The following is a 24581-nucleotide window of genomic DNA, read 5'->3' on the forward strand; positions in this document are numbered from 1 at the left end:
ATAAGTTTCTCGCCCTTTGCAGGCCGAAGACCAGAGTTATCCCATTAACCTCGTTCCTATCTGGGTGTGAGGTGTGTGATGCGCGGATTCAGCGACGGGGAGTTCGCCTACCTGCTGGAGCACGACCTGGCCCGGCTCGCCACGGCGGGAGCCGGGGGAACGCCGCACGTCGTGCCCGTGCGGATCCATCTCCAGCCGGACCGCGGCATGATCGCGGTCGGCTCCCGCCTGCTGCCCGGCGGCGTGCGTCCCCGGCGGTACCGCAGGGACGTCAGGGACAACCCCGAGGTGTCGCTCGTCGTGGACGACTTCACCGAGGACGGGCCGCGCGGCGTCCTCGTCCAGGGGGTCGGGCGGGTCCACGCCCAGGGCGGCGAGCGGCTGAAACCCGGGTACGAGCCCGTATGGGTGGAGATCATGCCGCTGGCCGTCGCGTCGTGGGGCATCGACTCGGGCGCCTACGAGCCGCCGCGCAGCCGCCCGGTCGCCGCCGGCACGTTCACCGCTCCGTGAGCCGCCCGCACGTTCACTGCTCCGTGAGCCGCTGCGCGCCGAGGTGCCAGGCCAGCACCCGCCGCTCGGCCACCAGGAACAGCTCGTTGAGCAGGTAGCCCAGCACGCCGAGCAGCACGATCCCGGCCCACATCGCGGGCAGGTCGAACGTCGAGTACGCGGTGGTGAGCTGGAACCCGATGCCGTTGGAGGCCCCCGGCAGCAGCTCGGCGAAGACCATGACGATCAGCGACAACGACAACGACAGCCGCAGCCCGGCGAACATCTTCGGCAGCGCCGACGGCAGGACGACCCGCAGCAGGCGTTCGGTCCCCGACAGCCGGAACACCCGCCCGGTGTCCAGGTGCAGCGGATCGACCGCCCGCGCGCCGTCGGCGGTGTTGAGCAGCACCGGCCACACGACGCTGAACATGATGAACGCCAGCTGCATGCGCAGCCCGAAGCCGAACACCACCAGGAACACGGTGACCAGCGCGGGCGGCGGGATCGCGCGCAGGAACTGCAGCACGCCGTCGAGATAGTCGTAGACCCGCGCCGACAGCCCGAACGCCAGCCCGAGCAGCACCCCGGCCACCGCCCCGCCCGCGAACCCGGCGGCCATCCGGCCCAGGCTCGGCAGGACGTCGTCCATCGCCGCGCCGGTCAGGAACAGGCTGCCGGGCGGGCCGGAGAACCACATCTGGTGCATCCGGGCCACGATCGTCGTCGGCGGCGGGAAGAACGAGCTGCCCGCCAGCCGCGTGCCCGCCTCCCAGGCCAGGACCAGCACGGCCAGCACGGCCACCCGGAACGCCGTGCCGCGCGTGCGGTCGCGCGCCGACGGCCCGCGCCGGGCCCCGGTCACGACCCCTCCGTCAGCCGGGCGTGGTGCCAGCGGAAGGCGCGCTGCTCGGCCGCCACCAGCAGCGCGTTGACCAGCACGCCGAACAGTCCCACCCAGAACACCCCGGCCAGGATGTCGGTCATCCTGGCCGGGACCGCGATCCCGGCGAAGAAGATGAACACGCCGATGCCCTCCCCGCGCCCGGCCACGATCTCGGTGCTGACGGTCAGGATGAGCGCCACGGACGCCGCCAGCCGCACGCCCGTGGTGATGAACGGCGCGGCCGACGGCAGACTGACGCGCAGCAGCACCGACAGCGGGCCGAAGCCGTAGGAGCGCAGGGTCTCCTTGGCGACGGGGTCGACGCCGCGCAGGCCGTACATGGTGTTGTAGAGGATGGGCCACATGGCGGCGTAGAGCACGAGCGTGACGCGGAGCTGCAGGCCGGTGCCGATCACGAGGGCGACCAGCGGGATCAGCGCCACCGACGGGATCGGCCGCAGGAACTCCACCACCGAGCGGGTGGCGGCGTCGATCACCGGCACGCTGCCGAGCAGCAGGCCGAGCGGCACCGCCACCAGCACCGCGAGGCCGAGCCCGAAGGCCCAGGCCAGCAGGCTGGTGCGGGCGTGGGTCAGGAAGGCCGGATCGGCGAGCAGCGCCAGGCCACGCCCGACGATCCGCGTGGCCGGCGGCAGCACCTCGGCGTCCACCAGCCCCGACCGGCTCAGCAGCTCGACGAGGACGGCGAAGCCGGCCGCCCCCGCCGCCCGGCGCGACCACCGGGTGGCGACGCCGGCCGGACGGCGGACGACGCCCGTCGCGGTGCTGCTCACCCCGACGTCGTCGGCGACATCAACGTCTTGACGTCGATCTCCTTGCCCAGCCACTTGGCCTCCCACATCCAGTCGGCCACCCGCTGCAGCCGCACCGGGTTGTCGGAGCTGGAGAAGTAGGGGAAGGTGACCGTCGCCGCCGTGGACGCGTCGATCTGCGTGAAGTTCGGCAGCACCTTGGCCACCACCTCACGGTTGTTCTCCATCAGCTTGGCCGCGTTGTGGATGGCCCGCTGGAAGGCCGCCGCCGTCCTCGGGTTCTTGTCGTACCAGTCCTGGGTGCTGATGTATCCCGAGATCGGGAACTCCGCCGCCGGCCCGGAGGCCGGGTCGAGGATCTTGCGCGCGCCCATCGACGAGGTCGCCGCGGTGACCTGTGGCTCGCCCAGGTAGGCGGCGTCGATCTGGCCGCTCTTCCACGAGGCCATGATGTTCTGGAACGTCACGGGGACGTACTTGATCGTGCCGGGGTCGATGTTGTTGGCCTTGAGCACCTGGGTGAGCGCGAGCTCCTGGAAGTTGTGCAGGACATTGACGTTGATCGTCTTGCCCGCGAGGTCCTTCGGCGTCTTGATGGGGGAGTTGGGCAGCGCCATGATGCTGAGCGAGTCGGGGGCGGCCCGCGAGCCCTCGGCGAGCACATGGATCTTGATCGCCCCCTTGTCGTGCGCCTGGAACATCGACACGTAGTTGCCGAACATGGCGTCGATCTCGCCGTTGACCAGCATGGGGATCGCCTCGGGGGCGGCCTGGACGACCTGCGGGGTGACGTCGAGACCCTCCTGCTCGAAGAGCTTCTGGTCGATGGCGACGTAGATGGCGGCACTGTCGATGGCGGGCAGGGTGGCGATCTTGAGCTTCGTCTTCTCCAAGGCGCCGCCGCCGCCGTTCGCGGAGGCGGAGGGTGGTGCGCTGGCGGTGGTTGAGCCGCCGGTGCTGCACGCTACGGCGCCTAAAGTCACAGCGAACCCGATGATGGCGGCCTTGGCGGAGCGGCCAAGCCTCATGTCAGGGACTCCCTTCAAGACGTGGAGCCGGGGGGACCGGGTGGCTGAACTGCCCCCGGGGCTGAGTGCCTGACGAACAAGCAGGAATCGACCGTAGCACCACATTGGCAGTCATTATCAAGAAAATGACTCTTGTGGTTGCAATGTCCGTTTGCCGCTCTATCGTAAATAGAGGCGTGAGATGTCTTTGTCCGTTTTGGGAAAGAGGGTGGCGACCGAGGCGTCTGTTACTGGTGGGACTAGCTGACCTGGATCGTTCCGCGGGCGGAAGGGGGCTTGCGGAACACGTTTCGGCTGCCCGTTTTTGCAGGTAAACGGCGGTCTACCAATTTTGTCACAATTTTTGGACAATTCGGGATACAGGCCCCAGAAGGGCACTATAGGTGGTTGGTCCTGACCGGTACCTGTGCTCAAATGGCCCTCATCTCGATTGTACATATTGCCCCACGTGCATTTACCTGCATGGTCTTCGAGAATTCCCCTCCGGGGCGAGAGGTTGCGAGGCAAGTGAGAACGCAGAGCGCTGAAGCTTCCGCTGACCGCGAGCCGCACGGGCACCAGAAGCGACGGCTGCCCAAACCTGCTTCTAACAGGTTCGGATTGGGCAATTGGCACGTACGATCGCGCCTCGTGGCGTTGATCGTCGTACCCACGGCTGTCGCGGTGGGCCTGGGCGGGCTGAACGTGATCACCTCCCTCAGGGACGCCGACACCTACCAGACACTCAGAGAGGTGGCCGAGCTCAGCGAGCAGCTCGGCGCCGTCACGCACGAACTGGCCTTCGAACGGGACGAGACCGCTCTCTACATCGCCCAAGGCCGTCCGGAGAGCCGCGCGGCCCAGCTCCGCACCACCTACAGCGGGGTCGACAACCTCATCGACGAGGCCAAGGTGCGGGCCGGCGCCCTCACCGACACCCACGCCGACTCCGTACGCCCGGTGCTGCGCCGCCTGGAGGAGATCCAGACCCTGCGCGACACCGCCGTCAAGGGCAAGATCCAGCCGCTGCCGATGATCCAGAAGTACTCCCAGATCATCGCCACCCTCCTGCAGTTCCACGACCAGGTGGGACAGGTCGCGGTGGACGACGACATCTCCCACAGCGCCAGCTCCATGGCGGCCATCGCGCGCGCGAAGGAGCAGGCGTCCAAGCAGCGCGGCATCCTGGCCAGCGCCCTGGACAAGAAGAGCTTCGACAGCGGCGAGCTCGACGCGCTCTCCGACGCCAAGGCGCGGGAGGAGAGCGAGGAGACCCTCTTCGCCACCCTCGCCAGCATCGACCAGCTGGAGCTCTACCGCGACACCGTGGTGGGCAGGGACGTCGACCAGACCGACCTGTTCCGGCTGCGGGCCATGGCCCAGTCCGTCGAGGCCAAGCCCCTGAGCATCGGCGTACGGCCGGACAAGGACGTCGGCACCTGGTTCGACGTCAGCACGGGCAAGATCGACGCCCTGCGCAGCGTGGAGAAGTCGCTGGCCTCCTCGGTCATCCTGCGGGCCCGCGCCCTGGAGGAGGCGGCCAACCGGTCGGCGCTGATCTCCGGCGTGCTCATCATGATCCTGCTGATCGTGGTGCTGATCATCATCACCTTCATCGCCCGCTCGCTCATCAGGCCGCTGCGCAGGCTGCGCCGAGAGGCCCTGGACATCGCCGGCAAACGCCTGCCGGAGACCGTGCGGGCGCTCCGCGAGGCGGGTGACGGCAAGGTCGGGCCCGTCCCGCCGATCGGGGTGGACACCCACGACGAGATCGGCGAGGTGGCGCGCGCCTTCGACGAGGTCCACCGCGAGGCGGTCCGGCTGGCCGGCGAGGAGGCGCGGCTGCGCTCGAACGTCAACGCGATGTTCGTGAACCTGTCGCGCCGCAGTCAGACGCTGGTGGAGCGGCAGATCACCCTGATCGACGGTTTGGAGCAGGGTGAGCAGGACGAGCAGCGGCTCGGCAACCTGTTCAAGCTGGACCACCTGGCCACGCGTATGCGGCGCAACAGCGAGAACCTGCTGGTGCTGGCCGGTCAGGACCCGCCGCGGCGCTGGAGCCAGCCGGTCAAGCTGGTCGACGTGGCCCGCGCCTCCCTGTCGGAGGTCGAGAGCTACGAGCGCGTCGTGCTCCAGGTGCCCGACGGCGTGTCGGTGGCCGGCCAGGCCGTCAACGACGTCATCCACCTGCTGGCCGAGCTGGTGGAGAACGCGCTGTCGTTCTCGCCGCGCGAGACCCGGGTGGCGGTGTCGGGCAGCAGGATCGACGGCGGCGGCGTGATGTTGTCGATCACCGACTCCGGCATCGGCATGACCCCCGAGGAGCTGGCCCAGGCCAACGACCGCCTCACCGACTCGCCCAGCGTCGACGTGTCGGTCTCGCGGCGGATGGGCCTGTTCGTGGTCGCCAGGCTCGCCCACCGGCACGGGATCAGGGTGCAGCTCCGTCCGCACAGCTCGGGCGGGCTGACCGCCATGGTGCTCGTCCCGGAGAACATGCTCGGCACGCAGCCGCCCGGGTTCGCGGGCATGCAGCCGGCGGCGGCCGAGAGCACGTCCGGGAGCGAGCCGTACGTGGGGCCGCACGCGGCGCCCCCGGCCACCGACTGGCCGCCGATCTCGGCTCCGCCCGAGGCCGACTGGCCCGCGGCCGCCTCCGCCGCCGGGGCCGACTGGCCGCCCGCGCCGCCCGCGCCGGGAGCCGACTGGCCGCAGGCGCCGCTCACACCGGCGGCCGACTGGCCGCAGGCGCCCCCGGCCGCCGGACAGGACTGGCCGCGGCCCACCTACCAGATGGGCCCCGCGCACCCGTCGTACCCGTCGAACCCGGAGGCGGGGGGCAACTGGCCGCAGTGGCCGTCGTCCGACGGCTGGCCCTCCGACCCGCACGGCGGCGGCTTCGACAGCCACGACATCTGGTCGCCGCCGCGCAACAACGGCGATCGCGGGCTGCCCAAGCGTCCCCCGGCCGAGCCGCCGCCCCCCTGGAAGCAGGACGGCTTCCAGCGCCCGCGGCCCGACTTCCCCGAGACCGAGTCGGCGGCCACCGGCCCGATCCCGCCCGTGCCGCCCGCCTCCGCCGGGGACGACTACCTGCCGATCTTCGCCGCGGTCGAGTCGGCCTGGTTCGGACGCGACGAGGGCGGCTGGGGCTCGACGAAGGCCGACGCCGGCTGGAGCGCCGCCGAGGCGGCGGCCGAGCCGGCCCGCGACGGCACGACCGCGGCCGGCCTGCCCAAACGGGTGCCCAAGGCGAACCTGGTGCCCGGCTCGGCCGACACCTCCGCCTCGCCCAAGGGCGTGTCCCCGATGCCCTCGGTCTCGCCGGACCGGGTGCGGAACAGGTTGTCCAGCTTCCAGCAGGGCTTCCGGGCGGCCCGCGACGACATCACCGGGGGCAAGGCGTTCCAGCCGGGCCCTCGCGGCTCCTACAACGGTGAAGCCCACAACAGTGAAAGAGAGGAGGGCGCATGAACGACCTGAGCCACGCGGCGCGCGGAGTCGACTGGTTGATCACCGACTTCGTCAGCACGGTCCCCGGTGTGGCACATGCGGTGGTCGTCTCGTCCGACGGGCTGCCGCTTGCGGCCTCGTCGGGTTTTCCGGCTGACCGGGCCGACCAGCTGGCCGCCATAGCGTCGGGGCTGGTGAGCCTGACGCAGGGTGCGGCCAGGGTGTTCGAGGGTGGTGCGGTCAACCAGACGATCGTGGAGATGCAGCGCGGGCTGATGCTGATCATGTCGATCAGCGACGGCTCGTGCCTGGCGGTGCTGGCGGCTCCGGACTGTGACATGGGGCTGGTGGCGTACCAGATGACTCTGATGGTGGATCGCGCCGGTCAGGTGCTGACCCCGGCTGTGCGGGCCGAGTTGCGCGCCAGCCAGACCAGGTGATGTAGGTGACGGACCAGAGATGGAACAGCGGCGGCTGGGCGCCTCCGCCCAAGCCACAGCCCCAGTCGCAGCTGCACCCCGACCCCGCCTCGCCCGTCCGCCCGTACGCGGTGACGGGTGGGCGGACGGCGCCCAGGGTCAAACTGGCGATGGAGGCCCTGGTGTCGTCGGCGACGGCCGAGCACCGGGAGTTCTCGCACATCACGCCGGAGTACCAGGCGATCAGCCAGCTGTGCAGGCAGGTCAGGTCCGTGGCCGAGGTGTCGGCGCTGCTGCGGATCCCGCTGGGCGTGGTGCGTGTTCTGATCGCCGACATGGCGGCCGAGGGCCTGGTCCGCGTGCATCAGCCACAGCTGGACGCCGGCAGGCCGGACGTTAATCTGCTCGAAAGGGTGCTCAGTGGACTTCGCAGGCTCTAGCCCCGGCTTGACTTCAACGAAGATCGTGGTGGCCGGCGGTTTCGGGGTGGGCAAGACGACGTTCGTCGGCGCGGTCTCGGAGATCATGCCGTTGACCACCGAGGCGGTGATGACCGACGCCTCCGCGGGGATCGACGACCTGGGCATGACGCCGCTGAAGTCGACCACGACCGTCGCGATGGACTTCGGCCGCGTCTCGCTCGACCGTGACCTGATCCTCTATCTGTTCGGCACGCCGGGCCAGCACCGGTTCTGGTTCATGTGGGACGACCTGGTGCGCGGCGCGATCGGCGCGGTCGTGCTGGTGGACACCCGCCGGCTGGCCGACAGCTTCCCCGCGATCGACTACTTCGAGGAGGCGCAGCTGCCGTTCGTGGTGGGCGTCAACGGCTGGGACGGCCAGTACCCGCACAGCGACGCCGAGGTCCGCGACGCCCTCACGCTGGCCCCCCACATCCCGCTCGTCCGGCTGGACGCGCGCTCCAAGGACGCCGTCAAGAGCGCGCTGATCCAGCTGGTCGAGCACGCCCTGTCGATCAGGATGGCGGTGCCGGGCTGGAGCGGCGGCAGCTGATCCGGCCCGCCGCCGCCCCTCGCGCTCAGCGGGGCCGGGCCTCGATGAGGCTGGCTCCCGAGCCCAGCTCGACGACCTCGGCCAGGCGCAGGTCCGCCCGGTCGAGCAGTGCCGTGTACTGCTCCCGGCTGCGCTCGGCGCCGCCGTCGAAGATCGCCAGCATCCGCATGTCGATGTCCTTGCCCAGGTGCGGCGCCTCGTCGTCGGGCAGCACCACCTCCAGCACCAGGACGCGGCCGCCGGGGTTCATCGCCCGGCGGACGTTGCGCAGGATCGTGACCGCGTCCTCGTCGTCCCAGTTGTGCAGGACGCTGGCCAGCAGGTAGACGTCGCCGCCCGCCGGGACCTCGGTGAAGAAGTCGCCGGTGACGACCTCGCTCCGCTCGCCCAGCCCCTCGGCGGCCAGCAGCTCCCTGGCCCGGTCGGCCACGTGCTCCAGGTCGAACAGGATGCCGCGCATGTCCGGGTTGGCGTGCAGCACCGTGGCCAGGATGTGGCCCTTGCCGCCGGCCACGTCCACCATGGTCGCGGTGGCCGGGAAGTCGTACCGCTTGGCCAGGCCCTCGGTGAAGGGGATCGCGCGGGCGGTCATGTAGTCGTCGAACAGCTTGCCCGCTCCGGGGTTGGCCGCCAGGTAGTCGTACAGGTGGCCGTAGCGGGCGGCGAAGGCCGAGCCGCCGTCGCGGACGGTCGCGGGCAGGTTGCCCATGGCGTGCCAGAAGCCCTCCTCGCCGAGCATCCTGATCGACGAGCGCACCGAGTCGGGCACGTCCGAGCGCAGCGCCGTGCCGCGCTCGGTCAGGTCGAACGTGTCCGGCCCGGCGCCGCGGACCACGCCCATCCCGGCCAGCTCGCGCAGCACGCGGCGCAGCCGGGGGGCGTCGGCCTCGCAGCGGGCGGCCAGGTCGGCGGTGGTGAGCGGACCGTGGGCGAGATGGTCGGCCAGGCCGAGCTCCGCCATGGTCAGCAGAGCGGCGAAGCGCGAGATGTCGGCCACGGCCCCCCAAAGGAGGTCATCCGAGTGGGGCATGGGGTCCTTCCAGAAGTCAGACGTTGCGGTTGGCCTGCCGGTGCCACACCAGCAGGCGGCGCTCGGCCAGCACGAACAGCGAGTTCACCAGGTAGCCGAGGATGCCGAGCAGGGCGATCGCGGCCCACACGCCGGGCCCGTCGAAGCTGCGCTGGGCCTGCAGGAGCTGGTAGCCGATGCCGTCCGTGCTGCCGAACAGCTCGGAGATCACCATGAGGATCAGCGCCAGGGACAGGCTCAGCCGCAGCCCGGCGAAGATCTTCGGCGAGGCGGCGGGGAGCACGACGACGCGCAGGCGCTGTGCCTTGGACAGGCCGAACACGGTGGCGGTCTCGGTGTAGGTGCGGTCCACGGCCCGGACGCCCTCGATCGTGTTGAGCAGCACCGGCCAGATCACGCCGAACACGATCGTGGCGAGCTGCATGCCGAGCTGCGCGTACTCGGTGCGCGCGAACAGCGCGACGAACAGCGGCAGCAGCAGCGGCGGCGGGATCGCCCGGCCGAACTCGAACAGCGCGTCCACGTAGTCGGTGGCCGCCTTGGAACGGCCGAGCGCCACGCCGAGCAGCACCCCGAGCAGCGAGGCCAGGATCCAGCCGCTGAACATGCGGCCGAGGCTGGGCAGGATGTTGCCGATCGCGTCTTCGGTGAGGAACAGGTGGGAGGCGGGCCCGGAGAACCACATCTGGTACATGCTGGTGACGATGGTGAGCGGCGGCGGGAAGTCGCTGTCGTCGATGAGCCGCCCGAGCAGCTCCCAGACGACCAGCACGACCGGCACCACCCACAGCCTGGACAGCCGCCTCACGACTCCGACGCTCCCATCCGGACGCGGTGCCAGCGGAACAGCCGCCGCTCGCCGGCCAGCAGGACGAGGTTCGCGAACACCCCGAACGCCCCGGCCCAGAACGTCGCCGCCATGATCAGGTCCATCCGGTTGCCGCTGCCCGCCTGGATCGTGTAGACGCCGATCCCGGCCGTGCCGCCGGCCAGCAGCTCGGCGCTGACCGCGAGCACGAGCGCGATGCCGGCCGCGATCCTGATGCCGGTCGCGACGAAGGGGGCGGCGCTCGGCAGGCTGACCCGGGCCAGCACGGCCAGACGGCCGAAGCCGAAGCTGCGCAGCGACTCCTTGGCCAGCGGGTCCACGTCCTGCATGCCGTACAGGGTGTTGATCAAGATCGGCCACATGGACGCGTACACGATGACCGAGACCTTCATCAGGCCGTCCACCGGGATCAGCAGGATCGCCAGCGGGATGATCGCCACCGAGGGGATCGGGCGCATGAACTCCAGCAGCGGCCGGATCGCCCGCTCCACCGGCGGCACCGCCCCCAGCAACACGCCCAGCGGCACGGCCACGACGATGGCGGCGAGCAGGCCGAGCGCCCAGTTGGTGAGGGTGGTGACCAGGCCCTCCGTGAACACCGGGTCGGCGAGCAGGCGCACGGCTTCGTACAGGATGACGGAGGGCGCCGGGAAGATCACGCCGTCGCTCAGCGCGAAGCGGATGACCAGCTCACCGGCGATGAGGAACCCCGCGGCGCCGGCGGCGCCGCGGAGCAGACGCGCGGTGTTCATCAGCTTGCAGGGGCGGCGATGACCGACTTCACGTCGACCGGGCTGGTGAGGTACTTGTACTCCAGCATCAGGTCGGCGACCTTCTGCAGCCGGTTCTCGTTCAGCTCGCTCGGGTACGTGCCGAGCGTGATCACCGAGGCCGTCTTGGCGTCGATCTTGGTGTACTTCGGCAGCGTCTCCTCGATGACCTTGCGGTCACTGGAGGCGAGCTGCTGCGCCTTGGCGATGGCCCGCTGGAAGGCGGCCAGCGTCTTCGGGTACTTCTGCACCCAGTCCTCGGTGGCCATCCAGCCGGCGATGGGGAAGTCCTCCGTCTGGCCGGTCATGGTGTCGGCGAGCTTGCGGAAGCCGAAGGCGCTCTGGTTGGCGGTGATGAAGGGCTCGGTCATCCAGCCCGCGTCCGCCTGCGCGGAGTTGATCGCGTTGCCCTGCTCCGGGAACGGCTTCTCCACGAACTTGACGTCGGACTCGGTCAGGCCGGCGACCTTGAGCTGCGTCTCCACGGCCAGGGTGGCGATGTTCCTGAGGTTGTTGACGTAGATCGTCTTGTCCTTCAGGTCCGCCACCGTCTTGATGGGGGAGTCCTTGGGCACCATGATGTTGAACGTGTTCGGCGCGGCCTGGTACATGTCCGCGACCAGCTTGATCTTCTTGCCCTTGCTCACCGCGAGGAAGGTCGAGACGTAGTTGGTCTGCGAGATGTCGAGCGCGCCGCTCTCGATCTGCGGCAGCGCCGCCGCGCCACCGGTGATGGTGACCGGCTCGACGGTCAGTCCCTCTTCCTTGAAGAAGCCCTTTTCGTTGGCAAGATAGACCGACACAACGTCGGGCACGGGGAGGGCGCCGACCTTGATGGTGGTCTTCTCCAGGCCCTTGCTGTTGGCCGAGCTCTTCGCGGTCTCGCCGCTGCCTCCGCCGCAGCCGGCAAGGGTGAGCGCCAGAGCCACGCCGACGACAATGGCGTGACCGCGCATAGTGCGTGTCATGGGGGGTTCTCCTACCAGGGGGAAGTTCCGGAGATCGGCACGGGATGCCGGGCGTGAAGCGTACCGGAGCCGACTTCGGATCTACAGCGCTATGCCGCGTATATGTTGGTTTATCGCGAAAATATGACAAATCGGCGCTATAGATGTAAATCTGAAGATTAAGTATGTTTAGTGGTGATATGTCCGTATTGGGATGGTGGTTGCGCTCCGTGTGCGCTGGTATGCGACGTGAAGGGAGTGCGATGTGGAACGGTTGAAAACCACCGAAACGTTGGCCTAAGTATGAGGTTTGTGCTCAAATTGGGCCTCGAACTTGCCTGCGATCACTCGTCCGCGTGACGAAGCCGCTGATTCCCCCTGAAGCAGGCCATGGCGAGAGGTTGCCACCAGTGAGGACAACAACGACCGGATCCGGTCGTGGCCGGGCTCCGGACGCCCCGGAAAAGGCCGCGGACGGCGAGGTGCGGCAGGCCCACCCGCCCAAGGCGGGCAGCCCGTTCGCCCTGCGCAACTGGCGCGTGCGTACCCGCCTCATCGCCCTCATCGCCATTCCCACGCTCGTCGCCGTCGTCCTCGGCGCCCTGCGGGTCACGACGTCGATCAACAGCGCCCAGCAGTACCAGGACATCAGCAGCGTGGGGACCCTGGTCGCACAGCTCGGCGAGCTCTCCCGCGACCTCGGGCTCGAACGCGACCTGGCCACCCGCCACGTCGCCACCAACCGCGGAGCCTCCGACGAGCAGCGGTTGCAGAGCCAGCACGAGATCGTCGACAAGCGCATCGCCGGCACCCTTGAGGCGGGGAAGAAGTCCGAAACGTCGCTGTCCGACCTCGGCAGGAAGTCCCTCGACCACATCCGGATCCGGCTCGGCCAGATCCCCACGATGCGCAAGGCCGTCGCCGAGACCAAGCTCGGCCCGCTGCCCACCAGCGAGAAGTACTCCGAGGTCATCGCCGAGCTGCTGCAGCTCTACGACGAGCTCGGCCAGGGCTCCACGGACGAGGAGATCATCGCCACCAGCGCGGCCCTGCGCGCCGTCGCCCGCGCCGAGGAGGAGGCCTCCAAGCAGCGCGGCCTGCTGACCAGCGCCCTGATCAGAGGCTCGTTCGAGGAGCCGGAGTACAACGCCTTCCTCGACGCCCGCTCCCGCCGCAACAGCGAGCGGGACTCCTTCCGCGCCGTCGCCACGCCCGCGCAGCGCCAGTTCTACGACAACACCGTCGCCAGCCTGAAGATCGGCCGCGCCGAGTTCTACGCCAGCCGCGCGGTGCTGCTGCACAACGCCAACCAGTCACTGCGCCGGCTCGACACCTCGACCAGGGACGACACCGACCAGTGGTTCCAGTCCATCACCGAGACCGTCGAGCGCCTGCACACCGTGCAGAAGTCGCTGTCGGAGCAGATCGCCACCCGAAGCGCCGACATCGCCAGCAGCGACCGGCAGCTCGCCGCGATCAACATCGGCATCGTGGTGGGCCTGCTCGTCCTGGTCCTCGCGATCACCGCCCTGATGGCCGGCTCGCTGGTACGCCCGCTGCGCCGCCTGCGCTCGGACGCCCTGAAGATCGCCGGCCAGACGCTGCCCGACCTGGTCCGGCAGCTGCGCAACACCGACGTCAGCCCGGAACAGCTCCAGGTACCGCCGATCGAGGTCAACTCCAAGGACGAGATCGGTGAAGTCGCCCGCGCCTTCGACGAGGTCCACCGCGAAGCCGTCCGGCTGGCCGGCGAGGAGTCCAGGCTCCGCTCGAACGTCAACGCGATGTTCGTGAACCTCTCGCGCCGCAGTCAGACGCTGGTGGAGCGGCAGATCACCCTGATCGACGGTTTGGAGCAGGGCGAGCAGGACGAGCAGCGGCTCGGCAACCTGTTCAAGCTGGACCACCTGGCCACGCGTATGCGGCGCAACAGCGAGAACCTGCTGGTGCTGGCCGGTCAGGACCCGCCGCGGCGCTGGAGCCAGCCGGTCAAGCTGGTCGACGTCGCCCGCGCCTCCCTGTCGGAGGTCGAGAACTACGAGCGCGTCGTCCTGGAGGTGCCCGAGGGCGTCTCCATCGCCGGCCAGGCCGTCAACGACGTCATCCACCTGCTGGCCGAGCTCATCGAGAACGCGCTGTCGTTCTCCCCGCGCGAGACCCGCGTCCCCGTCTCCGGCAGCAGGATCGACGGCGGCGGGATCATGCTCTCCATCAGCGACTCCGGCATCGGCATGACCGGCGAGGAACTGGTCCAGGCCAACGAGCGCCTGACCGACGCCCCCACCGTGGACGTGTCGGTCTCCCGCCGCATGGGCCTGTTCGTGGTCGCCAGGCTGGCCCACCGGCACGGCATCAGGGTGCAGCTGCGCCCGCACGGCTCCGGCGGCCTGACCGCCATGGTCCTCATCCCCGAGACGCTGCTCGGCGCGCAGCCCGCCGCGGTCGCCGGCGCGGGCGGCAACACCGCCGCCACGACCGCCCGCGAGGACGCCTTCGCCGCCTCCCAGCCCGCCGCCGGGGCCCAGCAGTGGCCCAGCGCCTCGGGCTTCGGGCTCGCCCCCGGGCACCCGTCCTACCCGTCGTACCCGTCCGAGCCGGCCGGCGGGTCGTGGCCGTCGCTGCCGAACTCGCTGCCGAACTCGATGCCGTCCTCGATGCCGTCCTCGATGTCGTCGTCCATGCCGTCCGCGATGCCGCAGTGGCCCTCGACGGAGTCGACGAACACCGGCTCCGACTGGCTGCCGGACTCGTCGTCCGACGTCTGGGTGTCCTCGCGCGGGCCGGTCACCGGGGAGCACGCGCCGCCGCAGCGCGGCCTGCCCCCCGAGGAGCCCCGCGCCTGGTCGGCTCCGCCGCAGGAGACGTCGCCCGCGTCCAAGTACGACTACCCCGAGACCGAGTCGGCGGCGACCGGCCCGATCCCCGTCGTCAAGCCCGCCTCCGGCGGGGACGAATACCTGCCGATATTCGCCGCGGTGGAGTCGGCCTGGTTCGACCAGGGCGAGCCGAGCGCCACCTGGGGCTCGGCCAAGGCCGACGCCGGCTGGAACGCGGCGGCGTCCGTGGTGGAGCCCGTACGCGACGGCTCGACGGCGGCCGGGCTGCCCAAGCGGGTGCCCAAGGCCAACCTCGTGCCCGGATCGGCGGACACGGCGTCCGCGCCCAAGGGCGTGGCTCCCATGCCGTCGGTCTCGCCCGACCGGGTGCGCAGCAGGTTGTCGAGCTTCCAGCAGGGCTTCCGAGCAGCGCGTGACGACATCAGCGAGGGCAGGACATACCAATCCGGCCCGAGGAACGACAGTAGGGAGGAGGGCGCGTGAATGACCTGAGCCACTCGGCGCGCGGAGTCGACTGGTTGATCACCGACTTCGTCAGTACCGTCCCGGGGGTCGCGCACGCGGTGGTCGTGTCATCCGACGGGTTGCCGCTCGCGGCTTCGTCGGGTTTTCCGGCTGACCGGGCTGATCAGCTGGCCGCCATCGCGTCGGGACTGGTGAGTCTCACGCAGGGCGCGGCCAGGGTCTTCGAGGGTGGTGCGGTCAACCAGACGATCGTGGAGATGCAGCGCGGGCTGATGCTGATCATGTCGATCAGCGACGGCTCGTGCCTGGCGGTCCTGGCGGCTCCGGACTGTGACATGGGGCTGGTGGCGTACCAGATGACCTTGATGGTGGATCGCGCCGGTCAGGTGCTGACCCCGGCGGTGCGCGCGGAGCTGCGCGCCAGCCAGACCAGGTGATGTAGGTGACGGATTCCTGGAACAGCGGTGGTTGGGAGCCCCAGCCGCCGGTCAGCTCGGACCCGGCCTCGCCGGTGCGCCCGTACGCGGTGACGGGCGGGCGTACCGCGCCCAAGGTCAAGCTGGCCATGGAGGCCCTGGTCTCGTCGGCTACGGCCGAACACCGGGAGTTCTCCCACATCACCCCCGAGTACAAGGCGATCAGCCAGCTCTGCCGTCAGGTCCGGTCGGTCGCCGAGGTGTCGGCGCTGCTGCGGATCCCGCTCGGTGTGGTGCGTGTTCTGATCGCCGACATGGCGGCCGAGGGCCTGGTACGGGTGCATCAGCCGCAGCTGGATGCAGGTAGGCCGGACGTCAACCTGCTGGAAAGGGTGCTCAGTGGACTTCGCAGGCTCTAGCCCCGGTCTGACCTCGACGAAGATCGTGGTGGCCGGCGGCTTCGGCGTGGGCAAGACGACGTTCGTCGGCGCGGTCTCGGAGATCATGCCGCTCACGACGGAGGCCGTCATGACGGACGCCTCCGCGGGCATCGACGACCTGGGCATGACGCCGCTGAAGTCGACCACGACCGTCGCGATGGACTTCGGCCGCGTCTCGCTCGACCGCGACCTGATCCTGTACCTGTTCGGCACGCCCGGACAGCACCGGTTCTGGTTCATGTGGGACGACCTCGTGCGCGGCGCCATCGGCGCCGTCGTCCTGGTCGACACCCGCCGCCTGGCCGACAGCTTCCCCGCGATCGACTATTTCGAGGAGGCGCAACTCCCCTTCATCGTGGGGATCAACGGCTGGGACGGCACGTACGCCCACAGCGACGCCGAGGTCCGCGACGCCCTCACGCTGGCGCCCCACATCCCGCTGGTGCGTCTCGACGCCCGCCAGAAGGACTCGGTCAAAAGCGCTCTGATCAACCTCGTCGAGCACGCGTTGACCGTCCGGATGGCCGTGCCAGGCTGGAGCGGCTAGGAGAGCGGATAGGCTGAAGTCTTAGACGTACATTCGCTTCGAGGACTGGCCAACCACGTGTTCGAGACGCTTTCCGACCGGCTGACATCGGTCTTCTCCTCCCTCCGATCCAAGGGTCGGCTGTCCGACGCCGACATCGACGCCACCACCCGCGAGATCCGCATCGCCCTGCTCGAGGCCGATGTCGCGCTCCCGGTGGTCAAGGCGTTCGTCGCCCAGGTCAAGGAGCGCGCCCGCGGCGCCGAGGTCTCCCAGGCGCTCAACCCGGCGCAGCAGGTCGTCAAGATCGTCAATGACGAGCTGATCGAGATCCTCGGCGGCGAGACCCGCAGGCTCCGCTTCGCCAAGACCGCGCCGACCGTCGTCATGCTCGCGGGTCTCCAGGGCGCCGGCAAGACCACCCTGGCCGGCAAGCTGGCCCGGTGGCTGCGCGATCAGGGCCACGCGCCCCTGCTGGTCGCCGCCGACCTCCAGCGGCCCAACGCCGTGCAGCAGCTCCAGGTCGTGGGCGAGCGCGCCCAGGTCGCCGTCTTCGCGCCCGAGCCGGGCAGCGGCGTCGGCGACCCGGTCGACGTCGCCCGCCGCTCGATCGACGAGGCGCGGCGGCTCAACCACGACATCGTCATCATCGACACTGCCGGTCGCCTGGGCATCGACCAGGAGATGATGAAGCAGGCCGCCGACATCCGCGACGCGGTCCGCCCCGACGAGGTCCTGTTCGTGGTCGACGCCATGATCGGCCAGGACGCCGTCACCACGGCCCAGGCGTTCATGGACGGCGTCGGCTTCGACGGCGTCGTGCTGACCAAGCTCGACGGCGACGCCCGCGGCGGCGCCGCGCTGTCGGTGCGGCACATCACCGGCCGCCCGATCATGTTCGCCTCCACCGGCGAGAAGCTGGAAGACTTCGACGCCTTCCACCCCGACCGGATGGCCTCCCGCATCCTCGACATGGGTGACATCCTCACCCTGATCGAGCAGGCGCAGAAGACGTTCGACGAGGAGCAGGCCGCCAAGATGGCGGGCAAGCTCACCTCGGGCGAGAACTTCACGCTCGACGACTTCCTCGAGCAGATGATGATGGTCCAGAAGATGGGCCCCATCAAGAACCTGCTCGGCATGATGCCCGGCATGGGGCAGATGCGCGACCAGCTCAACTCCATCGACGACCGCGACCTCGACCGCATCGCCGCCATCATCCGCTCGATGACGCCCGGCGAGCGGCAGGACCCGAAGATCATCAACGGTTCCCGCCGCGCCCGCATCGCCGCCGGCTCCGGCGTCACGGTCAGCGCCGTGAGCAACCTCGTCACGCGCTTCTTCGAGGCGCAGAAGATGATGAAGCGGGTGGCCGGGGGCATGGGGCTGCCGGGCATGCCCGGGGGGCGCGGGAAGGCGTCCAAGGCTCAGAAGAAGGCCAAGAAGGGGCGGCGCGTCAGCGGCGACCCGCGCAAGGCGGGCCTGGAGAAGTCGGCGTCCCCGTCGCCCGACGGCGAGGGCGGCGCGCCCAAGGCCGGGGGAGTGCTGGGGAACCTGGGCGGCAAGCTGCCGCCGGGGCTCGAACTGCCGCCGGGCTTCGACCCGTCGAAGCTGAAGCTGCCCGGGCAGTAGCCGCGCCGACCGGGGCGGGCCCCCGTTCCGCCCGCCCCTGCCCGGCCTGCACGTCTGTCCGACCTGCACTTTTGCCGGGCCTGCACCTTTACCGGTCCTGCGGGTTTGCCCGGCAGCCTGCGCGTCTGCTTGGGCCTGCCGCGTCCGCCTCCCGCGCCTGCTTGTCGGGCAGGTCCCTTTCACGTGTTGTCTGGCGTGTAGCTGTCTATTGCGTGGCCATCTGTCGCGCGCATCCTTGCCGGGCGCGCGCCTGTCCCTGACCACGACCCTGGGCTGGCCGACCGGCGCGTCTGTCTGTTCGCCGCGCCTGTCTGGCGCCCGACTCGGAGCCGTGTCTCTTACGCGTGCCATGGCGGGCCTCGCCCCGCACCGGAAGCTCTGGGCATCCAGGCGCGCCCTTACACCTGCGTCCCTTGCGGCGGCGGCCCCTTGCGGTGGCGGCCCCTTACGTCGGCGGCCCCTTGCGATGGCGCCCCTTACGTCCGCGCCCCTTGCGGTGGCGGCCTCTGTGCTGGCGGTCCCTGTGCTGGCGTCCCTTGCGGTGGCGGTCCCTGTGCTGGCGTCCACTGCGGTGGCGGCCCTGTGCTGGCGGCCCTTGCGCCGTCGGTCCTGTGCTGGCGGGTTTTGGCGCCGGTCTTTCTCGCCCCGGCGCCCTTTTCGCGCCGGTCCTTCTCGTACTACCCCTACCCGCGCCGCCTTCATGACGGTGGTTTGTGCGTCGGGGCTGTGCCGCTGTTCGGCGGTGTGTTCGCGCTCGCCCGAACGGGTGCGCGCCCGGGACCGTGGTCGGTCACCGGGCGCGCGGACGTGAGGTCGTTCGGCCTGCTCTAACGGCAGAGGAGCATCCACTGCAGAGCGGGGTCCATGAGGAGCCATCCTGAGGCGGCCGTTATGGGCATCCACATCGGCAGGCCGGTGAGCGGGGACCTCTGGGTCACCCAGGCGTCTTCGTGCGCTGGGCCGAAGTCGCCGCCGTGGTCGCCGGGCCATTGATGACCGCCGGGGCCGCCGTGGTGGTGCGGCTCATGCGGGCTGTACGGCCACTCGCAAGGGGGCCAGTGGCTCTTCTCGTACGGCTTGTGAGTCTTGTGCGGCTTGTGAGTGCAGTCATGCGTGGGCGTTGGGCTCGGCGTGGGCGTCGGCGTCACAGTGGGCGTCGGGTTCGGCGTCGGCGTCACGATGGGCGTCGGCGTGACCGTGGGTGTGGGTGTCACGGTGGGTGTGGGCGTCACCGTGGGTGTGGGCGTCACGGTCGGTGTGGGCGTCACGGTGGGGGTCGGTGTCACGGTGGGCGTCGGGTTCGGCGTCGGCGTGACCGGAGGCGTCGGTGTCACGGTGGGTGTGGGCGTCACGGTGGGTGTGGGCGTCACGGTGGGGGTGACCGTGGGGGTGGGTGTCACGGTGGGCGTGGGAGTGACGGTGGGCGTGGGTGTCGGGGTCACCGTGGGGGTGATCGTGGGCGTCGGGGTGGGCTGGTTGGGGACGCAGTTGACCTCCACCCGGCCGATGGTGACCTCCGTGAGCGGCCCTTCGTAGACGACGTTCCCCTCGGCGTCACGCAGGCTGGCCGAGATCGAGATCGTCATGTCCGCCTCGGCGGAGGTCGCGTCGTTCGTCGTGGCGTTGTCGGTCCTGACCACCGTCAGGATCCCGTCGTACACGCCGGGGTACCCGAGCTGCGCGCCCGTCGCGGGCACCTCCGTGGTCCCCTGGTCCACGGGCACGCCGAGCACCGTGATGGTCCCCGGCGCCGCCTGCACGGACGCCATCGCCGGAGCCGGCGGCGTGCACCGCGCGTGCGTCTCCACGTTGCCCGTGACCAGCAGCGGCTCGGACGCGTCCGGGTTGAGTTGAAGGGTGTTGACGACCAGTTGGGCGCTGGCCTCCCAGACGTCCGGCGTGTCGAGGCCGTCGGCCTGGATCTGCTCGTTGGCCAGGCTGACGAAGTCGGTGACCCCGTCGGGGTCGCTCCAGTCGCCGGTGTCGGTGCCGGGGTCGGGCCCGACGGACGCCGTGCCCCAGGTGCCGGAGAAGCCCGGCTGGCCCAGTTCCGGGATCTCGGTGATGGTCAGGCCGATACCGTTGGCGTTGGCGAACTCGCCCGCCGCTGCGGTGGCCGTAAGCCCGAACAAGGCGCCGGTGAGCAGGACGGACGCGCCGGCGGTGAGCAGCCGCGCGCGCGTGAACAGCGGATTGGTCGTGGTCGTCACCCACCCATTCCGCAGGGAAGTTGATCAAGTCGGGCGAGGTGACACGCGGCCCTTGCCGAGCCTTTGCCGCGGCCTGCCGGGACAGGTCGAAGGCACTGTCCGCGGTCTGGCAGAATGACATGTTGGAACATCGTGACCAGGTGGGTGCCCTCTCATCTCCTGCCGGCCACGCCTGTCCCTGGAACGTCCTCTCATCGTGCCCCACTCGATGAGGTGCCGTTCACCCACGCTCGAATGCAGGAGAGACCACACCAGTGGCAGTCAAGATCAAGCTCAAGCGGCTCGGCATGATCCGCAACGCTCAGTACCGAATCGTCGTCGCCGACAGCCGCACCAAGCGTGACGGCCGGGCGATCGAGGAGATCGGCCTGTACCACCCGAAGGAAAACCCTTCGCGCATCGAGGTCAACGCCGAGCGTGCGGCCTACTGGCTGGGTGTCGGCGCGCAGCCGACCGAGCCGGTGCTCAAGCTGCTCAAGCTCACCGGTGACTGGCAGAAGTTCAAGGGCGAGGCCGCCCCGGCGCCGCTGCTGGTCGCCGAGCCCGCGCCCGACCGTCACGCCCTCTACGAGGCCGCGGCCAAGGAGGCGCTGTCCGGTGGCGACACCGGCACGGCCGCCACCACGGCGCCCAAGCGTGCCAAGAAGAAGGAAGAGGCTGAGGCCGCCCCCGCCGCCGAGACCCCGACCGAGGGCGAGGGCTGACGTGCTCGAGGAGGCTCTCGAGCACCTCGTTAAGGGCATCGTCGAACATCCCGACGATGTCCGGGTCCGTGCTCGCCGCATTCGCAGCGGGCGCGTCCTGGAGGTCCGGGTGCACCCCGAGGACCTGGGCAAGGTCATCGGACGCGGCGGGCGCACCGCCAAGGCGCTGCGCACCGTTGTGAACGCCCTGGCCGACGGGAAGTACGTACGGGTCGATCTGCTCGACCTGGACGAAGCAGTCCGTTAGCGTCAGGAATTCGCGCCCTCATCGGTCCCGAAAGGGCTGATGGGGGCGCTTGCGTTAGGAGAAGGTGGATTTACGTGCAGCTGGTCGTCGGCCGGATAGGCCGTCCGCACGGTGTACGCGGCGAGGTCACCGTGGAGGTGCGCACCGACGATCCCGAGCTGCGCTTCGCCGAGGGCGTGGCAGTCGCGACCGACCCGGCGAGCGCGGGGCCGCTCGTGGTCGAGAGCCGCCGCTGGCACAAGGGCGTGCTGCTGATCGCGTTCGAGGGGGTTCACGGTCGCGACGCCGCCGAGGAGCTCCGGGGCACCATGCTGGTCATCGACTCCGCCGACGTGGAGTCGTCGGACGACCCGGACGAGTTCCACGACCACCAGCTCGTCGGGCTGGCGGTGGAGACCGTGTCCGGCGAGCCCGTCGGCGAGGTCACCGACGTGCTGCACCACGGCCAGGACCTGCTGGTCGTACGCCGGCGCGGGCAGGACGACGCGCTCATCCCGTTCGTGAAGGCCCTGGTGCCCGAGGTCGATCTGACGGGCGGGCGCCTGGTCGTCGACCCGCCAGAGGGCCTGCTGTGATGCGCCTCGACATCATCTCCATCTTCCCCGAGTACTTCGCCCCGCTCGACGTCTCGCTGATCGGCAAGGCGCGCGAGCGCGGCACCCTCGACGTACGCGTCCACCAGCTCCGCGACTGGGCGCACGACGTGCACAGGACGGTCGACGACACGCCGTACGGCGGCGGTCCCGGCATGGTGATGAAGCCCGAGGTCTGGGGCGAGGCCATCGACTCGGTGATCGGCGACGGCGCGCCGCGGGTCATCGTGCCGACGCCGAGCGGGCGGCCGTTCACCCAGGAGATGGCCCAGGAACTGGCCGCCGAGTCGTGGCTGCTGTTCGCCTGCGGGCGCTACGAGGGCATCGACTCGCGCGTCATGGCCGAGTACGGCGCCCGGCTGCGGGTCGACGAGGTCAGCATCGGCGACTACGTGCTGGCCGGCGGCGAGGTCGCGGTGCTGGTGATGGTCGAGGCCGTCGGCAGGCTGCTGCCCGGCGTGCTGGGCAACGCCCAGTCGGCCGTGGACGACTCCTTCGCGCCCGGTTCGATGCAGAACCTGGTGGAAGGCCCGGTCTACACCAAGCCGCCGGTCTGGCGCGGGCACGAGGTTCCCTCGGTGCTGCTGTCCGGACATCACGGAAAAGTCGCCCGATGGCGACGGGACGAGGCGCTCCGGCGTACGGTGCGTAACCGGCCGGAACTGGCTGCGGCGCTCGATCCCGAGACGCTCGACAAGCACGACAAAAAGCTGCTCGACGAGCTCTCGTTTCGCGTCCGGCCGGAAGATGTGGCAAACTGAATCGCTGCCGACCATCACACGGTTGGTCCGTCATGCCCGGGTAACGGTCCCGGGTTCACCAAATCAGCAAGCGTGTCCGCCGCGAGCTCCGGCCGGGTGGACCTCCGCGTGCTCGCGAGGACTTGAGGACAGCTCTCATGCACACGAAGATCCAGGAGCTCGAGAAGGCGACCCTTCGGAGCGACGTCCCGGCGTTCCGCCCCGGTGACACGCTCGAGGTCCACGTACGAGTCGTCGAAGGCAACCGCTCCCGTATCCAGGTCTTCAAGGGTTTCGTGCTGCGCCGGCAGGGCAGCGGCGCCCGCGAGACCTTCACGGTCCGCAAGGTCAGCTACGGCGTCGGCGTCGAGCGCACCTTCCCGGTGCACAGCCCGGTCATCGAGAAGATCGTGCTCGTGACCCGCGGTGACGTGCGTCGCGCCAAGCTCTACTACATGCGCGACCTGCGCGGCAAGGCCGCCCGTATCCGCGAGAAGCGTGAGGCCACGCCCGCGAAGTAACCCCAATCTTTTCCGAAAGGCCCGTGCACCGCACGGGCCTTTCGGCTTTGCGGGGCCATTTCCTTTATGTGGAGCGACTCGTGCGTGGGTGTAACGTCGGTCGAGGCTTGTCGAGCCGTTCCATCATCTAGGCTCGTCAGCGATGACAAGCGAAGACCAGGAGTACGGCGCTTCGCGCCGCCCTGTCGAGGACGAGGTGGACGTGGTCGCCGAAGAGACTCAGAAGCCGGCAAAGGGCGACAAGGAGAAGAAGGGGTCGTTCTGGAAAGAACTCCCCGTACTTGTCGTTGTGGCCCTCGTGCTGGCCCTGATCATCAAGACGTTCGTGATCCAGGCCTTCTACATTCCGTCGGAGTCCATGGAGAACACCCTGCTCAAGAACGACAGGGTCCTGGTCAACAAGCTCGTCTACCACACCCGTGACATCGAGCGCGGCGACGTGGTCGTCTTCTCCGGCGTCGACTCCTGGGACGGCGAGTTCGAGGTCGAGGAGCCGTCCAACCCGATCGCGGGCTTCTTCCGCTGGGTCGGCACGGCCTTCGGCGTCGTCCCCGGCGAGAAGGACTACATCAAGCGGGTCATCGGCGTGGGCGGCGACCACGTCAAGTGCTGCGACTCCAAGGGGCGCATCACGGTCAACGGCACGGCCATCGACGAGGAGAGCTACCTCTATCCGGGCAATGTGCCGTCCGACCGGTTCTTCGACATCACCGTGCCGCCCGGGCGGCTGTGGGTGATGGGCGACCACCGTTCCGTCTCGCTCGACTCTCGCTCGCACACCGGCGACCAGGGCGGCGGCTCGATCCCCGAAGGTCAGGTCATCGGCCGGGCCTTCGTGATCGTCTGGCCGTTCAACCGGGCGGGCGTGTTGTCCATACCCGACACCTTCGCGCAGCCCGCGCTCCAGGCACTCGGAGGGGCCGTACCGCTGGTGGCCGGGTTCGGGCTGGCCGTACCCTTGGTCCTGGTTCGTCGGCGCCGGTTGGGGAGGAAGCGCTGATGGCCGTCACCAAGAAGGCGGAGGGCGTGGCCAAAGAGAAGAAAAAGGGCGGCTTCCGGGAGACCGTCCTGCTGCTGGTGCTCGGCGTGGGCATCGCGTTGTTGCTCCAGGCGTTCGTGATCGGGTCGTTCTACATCCCGTCGGAGTCGATGGAGAACACCCTGCTCATCAACGACCGGGTCTTCGTCAACAAGCTGGCGGGCGATCCCGAGCGCGGCGACATCGTGGTCTTCAAGGGCTGGCGCACCGGCGAGGACACCATCAAGCGGGTCATCGGCGTCGGCGGCGACAAGGTGGTGTGCTGCGACTCCAAGCACCGCATCAGCGTCAACGGCACGCCGCTCGACGAGGAGTCCTACCTCTACCCCGGCGACTTCGGCGGCGGCGACAAGTTCAGCGTCACCGTCCCGGCCGGCAAGCTGTGGCTGATGGGCGACCACCGCACCGCCTCGGCGGACTCGCGGGCCCACATGGACGAGCCCGGCGGCGGCTTCATCTCCGTCGACGACGTGATCGGCAAGGCGGTCGTCCGCTACTGGCCGCTGTCGCGCGGCTACCTGTTCTCCACGCCCGAGACTTTCGACAAGGTCAAGTAAGGGGCTTTCGGTCGCGGTTTGCGGCGAATGGGGC

25 protein-coding genes are annotated in these 24581 nt (G+C 69.6%); 17 read left to right on the forward strand and 8 right to left on the reverse strand.

The annotated features are described in order from the left end of the window. Positions 1–78: 78 nt before the first annotated feature. Positions 79–513 (forward strand): pyridoxamine 5'-phosphate oxidase family protein, encoded by a 435-nt coding sequence (locus tag ACIBQ6_RS43105; protein ID WP_397218680.1) that lies wholly within the window; start codon positions 79–81, stop codon positions 511–513. A gap of 13 nt (positions 514–526) precedes the next feature. On the opposite strand, the gene ACIBQ6_RS43110 is transcribed toward ACIBQ6_RS43105, so the two are convergent. The 3 genes from ACIBQ6_RS43110 to ACIBQ6_RS43120 are packed head-to-tail and all read right to left on the reverse strand — an operon-like array spanning position 527 to position 3044. After that, positions 527–1357, reverse strand: coding sequence for an ABC transporter permease (locus ACIBQ6_RS43110; protein WP_397218681.1), 831 nt, complete (start codon positions 1355–1357; stop codon positions 527–529). Continuing rightward, positions 1354–2172: an ABC transporter permease gene (locus ACIBQ6_RS43115; RefSeq protein WP_397218682.1), complete on the reverse strand. Its 819-nt coding sequence runs from the start codon at positions 2170–2172 to the stop codon at positions 1354–1356. Before ACIBQ6_RS43115 ends, ACIBQ6_RS43110 begins: the two co-directional genes overlap by 4 nt. Next, the gene (locus ACIBQ6_RS43120) at positions 2169–3044 is read right to left on the reverse strand and encodes an ABC transporter substrate-binding protein (protein ID WP_358283719.1); all 876 of its coding nucleotides are present in this window, start codon (positions 3042–3044) and stop codon (positions 2169–2171) included. The genes ACIBQ6_RS43115 and ACIBQ6_RS43120 overlap by 4 nt, the downstream gene beginning before the upstream one ends. Positions 3045–3809: 765 nt before the next feature. Here ACIBQ6_RS43120 and ACIBQ6_RS43125 point away from each other — a divergent pair. The 4 genes from ACIBQ6_RS43125 to ACIBQ6_RS43140 all read left to right on the forward strand — a co-directional run bounded on the left by ACIBQ6_RS43125 (position 3810) and on the right by ACIBQ6_RS43140 (position 8044). Beyond that, positions 3810–6632, forward strand: a complete 2823-nt coding sequence (locus ACIBQ6_RS43125; protein ID WP_358283721.1) for a nitrate- and nitrite sensing domain-containing protein — start codon at positions 3810–3812, stop codon at positions 6630–6632. Beyond that, complete coding sequence (locus ACIBQ6_RS43130) at positions 6629–7051, forward strand: roadblock/LC7 domain-containing protein (protein ID WP_020546542.1); 423 nt, start codon at positions 6629–6631, stop codon at positions 7049–7051. Before ACIBQ6_RS43125 ends, ACIBQ6_RS43130 begins: the two co-directional genes overlap by 4 nt. A gap of 71 nt (positions 7052–7122) precedes the next feature. Continuing rightward, a complete protein-coding gene (locus ACIBQ6_RS43135; RefSeq protein ID WP_352350491.1) occupies positions 7123–7470 on the forward strand; it encodes a DUF742 domain-containing protein in 348 nt (115 codons plus the stop codon). A gap of 7 nt (positions 7471–7477) precedes the next feature. Continuing rightward, positions 7478–8044: an ATP/GTP-binding protein gene (locus tag ACIBQ6_RS43140; protein WP_352350291.1), complete on the forward strand. Its 567-nt coding sequence runs from the start codon at positions 7478–7480 to the stop codon at positions 8042–8044. Between the two features lie 25 nt (positions 8045–8069). Here the strand turns inward: ACIBQ6_RS43140 and ACIBQ6_RS43145 are convergent, their stop codons facing one another. The 4 genes from ACIBQ6_RS43145 to ACIBQ6_RS43160 are packed head-to-tail and all read right to left on the reverse strand — an operon-like array spanning position 8070 to position 11641. Then, complete coding sequence (locus ACIBQ6_RS43145) at positions 8070–9074, reverse strand: methyltransferase (protein WP_358283726.1); 1005 nt, start codon at positions 9072–9074, stop codon at positions 8070–8072. Between the two features lie 16 nt (positions 9075–9090). Further along, positions 9091–9882: an ABC transporter permease gene (locus tag ACIBQ6_RS43150; protein ID WP_397218683.1), complete on the reverse strand. Its 792-nt coding sequence runs from the start codon at positions 9880–9882 to the stop codon at positions 9091–9093. After that, complete coding sequence (locus ACIBQ6_RS43155; protein WP_358283732.1) at positions 9879–10655, reverse strand: ABC transporter permease; 777 nt, start codon at positions 10653–10655, stop codon at positions 9879–9881. Before ACIBQ6_RS43155 ends, ACIBQ6_RS43150 begins: the two co-directional genes overlap by 4 nt. Then, the gene (locus tag ACIBQ6_RS43160) at positions 10655–11641 is read right to left on the reverse strand and encodes an ABC transporter substrate-binding protein (protein ID WP_358283734.1); all 987 of its coding nucleotides are present in this window, start codon (positions 11639–11641) and stop codon (positions 10655–10657) included. Before ACIBQ6_RS43160 ends, ACIBQ6_RS43155 begins: the two co-directional genes overlap by 1 nt. Positions 11642–12030: 389 nt before the next feature. Between ACIBQ6_RS43160 and ACIBQ6_RS43165 the strand changes: the two genes are divergently transcribed. From ACIBQ6_RS43165 to ffh, 5 genes are read left to right on the forward strand one after another with little or no spacing between them, the layout of a single operon-like run. Continuing rightward, entirely contained in the window at positions 12031–14940 is a 2910-nt protein-coding gene (locus ACIBQ6_RS43165; protein WP_397218684.1) for a nitrate- and nitrite sensing domain-containing protein, read from the forward strand. Further along, on the forward strand, positions 14937–15359 hold the full coding sequence (locus ACIBQ6_RS43170; protein WP_352350301.1) for a roadblock/LC7 domain-containing protein: 423 nt from the start codon (positions 14937–14939) through the stop codon (positions 15357–15359). The genes ACIBQ6_RS43165 and ACIBQ6_RS43170 overlap by 4 nt, the downstream gene beginning before the upstream one ends. A gap of 5 nt (positions 15360–15364) precedes the next feature. Next, a complete protein-coding gene (locus ACIBQ6_RS43175) occupies positions 15365–15757 on the forward strand; it encodes a DUF742 domain-containing protein (protein ID WP_352350303.1) in 393 nt (130 codons plus the stop codon). Between the two features lie 7 nt (positions 15758–15764). Then, entirely contained in the window at positions 15765–16325 is a 561-nt protein-coding gene (locus ACIBQ6_RS43180) for an ATP/GTP-binding protein (RefSeq protein ID WP_352350493.1), read from the forward strand. Between the two features lie 57 nt (positions 16326–16382). Beyond that, positions 16383–17936 (forward strand): signal recognition particle protein, encoded by a 1554-nt coding sequence (gene ffh / locus ACIBQ6_RS43185; RefSeq protein ID WP_358283740.1) that lies wholly within the window; start codon positions 16383–16385, stop codon positions 17934–17936. A gap of 827 nt (positions 17937–18763) precedes the next feature. Here the strand turns inward: ffh and ACIBQ6_RS43190 are convergent. Further along, entirely contained in the window at positions 18764–20146 is a 1383-nt protein-coding gene (locus ACIBQ6_RS43190) for a hypothetical protein (protein ID WP_397218685.1), read from the reverse strand. A gap of 254 nt (positions 20147–20400) precedes the next feature. Between ACIBQ6_RS43190 and rpsP the strand changes: the two genes are divergently transcribed. The 7 genes from rpsP (at position 20401) to lepB (ACIBQ6_RS43225) (ending at position 24547) form a co-directional block, all read left to right on the forward strand. Then, complete coding sequence (gene rpsP, locus ACIBQ6_RS43195; RefSeq protein WP_352329496.1) at positions 20401–20850, forward strand: 30S ribosomal protein S16; 450 nt, start codon at positions 20401–20403, stop codon at positions 20848–20850. Between the two features lies 1 nt (position 20851). Next, a complete protein-coding gene (locus ACIBQ6_RS43200) occupies positions 20852–21097 on the forward strand; it encodes an RNA-binding protein (RefSeq protein ID WP_020546537.1) in 246 nt (81 codons plus the stop codon). Positions 21098–21171: 74 nt separating this feature from the next. Continuing rightward, a complete protein-coding gene (gene rimM / locus ACIBQ6_RS43205) occupies positions 21172–21672 on the forward strand; it encodes a ribosome maturation factor RimM (protein ID WP_358283744.1) in 501 nt (166 codons plus the stop codon). After that, positions 21672–22451 carry a tRNA (guanosine(37)-N1)-methyltransferase TrmD gene (gene trmD, locus ACIBQ6_RS43210; RefSeq protein WP_397218686.1) on the forward strand — a complete coding sequence of 260 codons (780 nt, stop codon included), beginning with the start codon at positions 21672–21674 and terminating at the stop codon, positions 22449–22451. The genes rimM and trmD overlap by 1 nt, the downstream gene beginning before the upstream one ends. Before the next feature lie 137 nt (positions 22452–22588). After that, positions 22589–22951 (forward strand): 50S ribosomal protein L19, encoded by a 363-nt coding sequence (rplS, locus tag ACIBQ6_RS43215; protein ID WP_357707128.1) that lies wholly within the window; start codon positions 22589–22591, stop codon positions 22949–22951. A 142-nt stretch (positions 22952–23093) separates the two neighbouring features. Then, entirely contained in the window at positions 23094–23951 is an 858-nt protein-coding gene (gene lepB, locus ACIBQ6_RS43220; protein WP_358283749.1) for a signal peptidase I, read from the forward strand. Continuing rightward, positions 23951–24547 carry a signal peptidase I gene (gene lepB / locus ACIBQ6_RS43225; protein ID WP_352330985.1) on the forward strand — a complete coding sequence of 199 codons (597 nt, stop codon included), beginning with the start codon at positions 23951–23953 and terminating at the stop codon, positions 24545–24547. The genes lepB (ACIBQ6_RS43220) and lepB (ACIBQ6_RS43225) overlap by 1 nt, the downstream gene beginning before the upstream one ends. Positions 24548–24581: the final 34 nt, after the last annotated feature.

It is taken from the genome of Nonomuraea sp. NPDC049655 (assembly GCF_044465465.1).
GTDB lineage: Bacteria > Actinomycetota > Actinomycetes > Streptosporangiales > Streptosporangiaceae > Nonomuraea.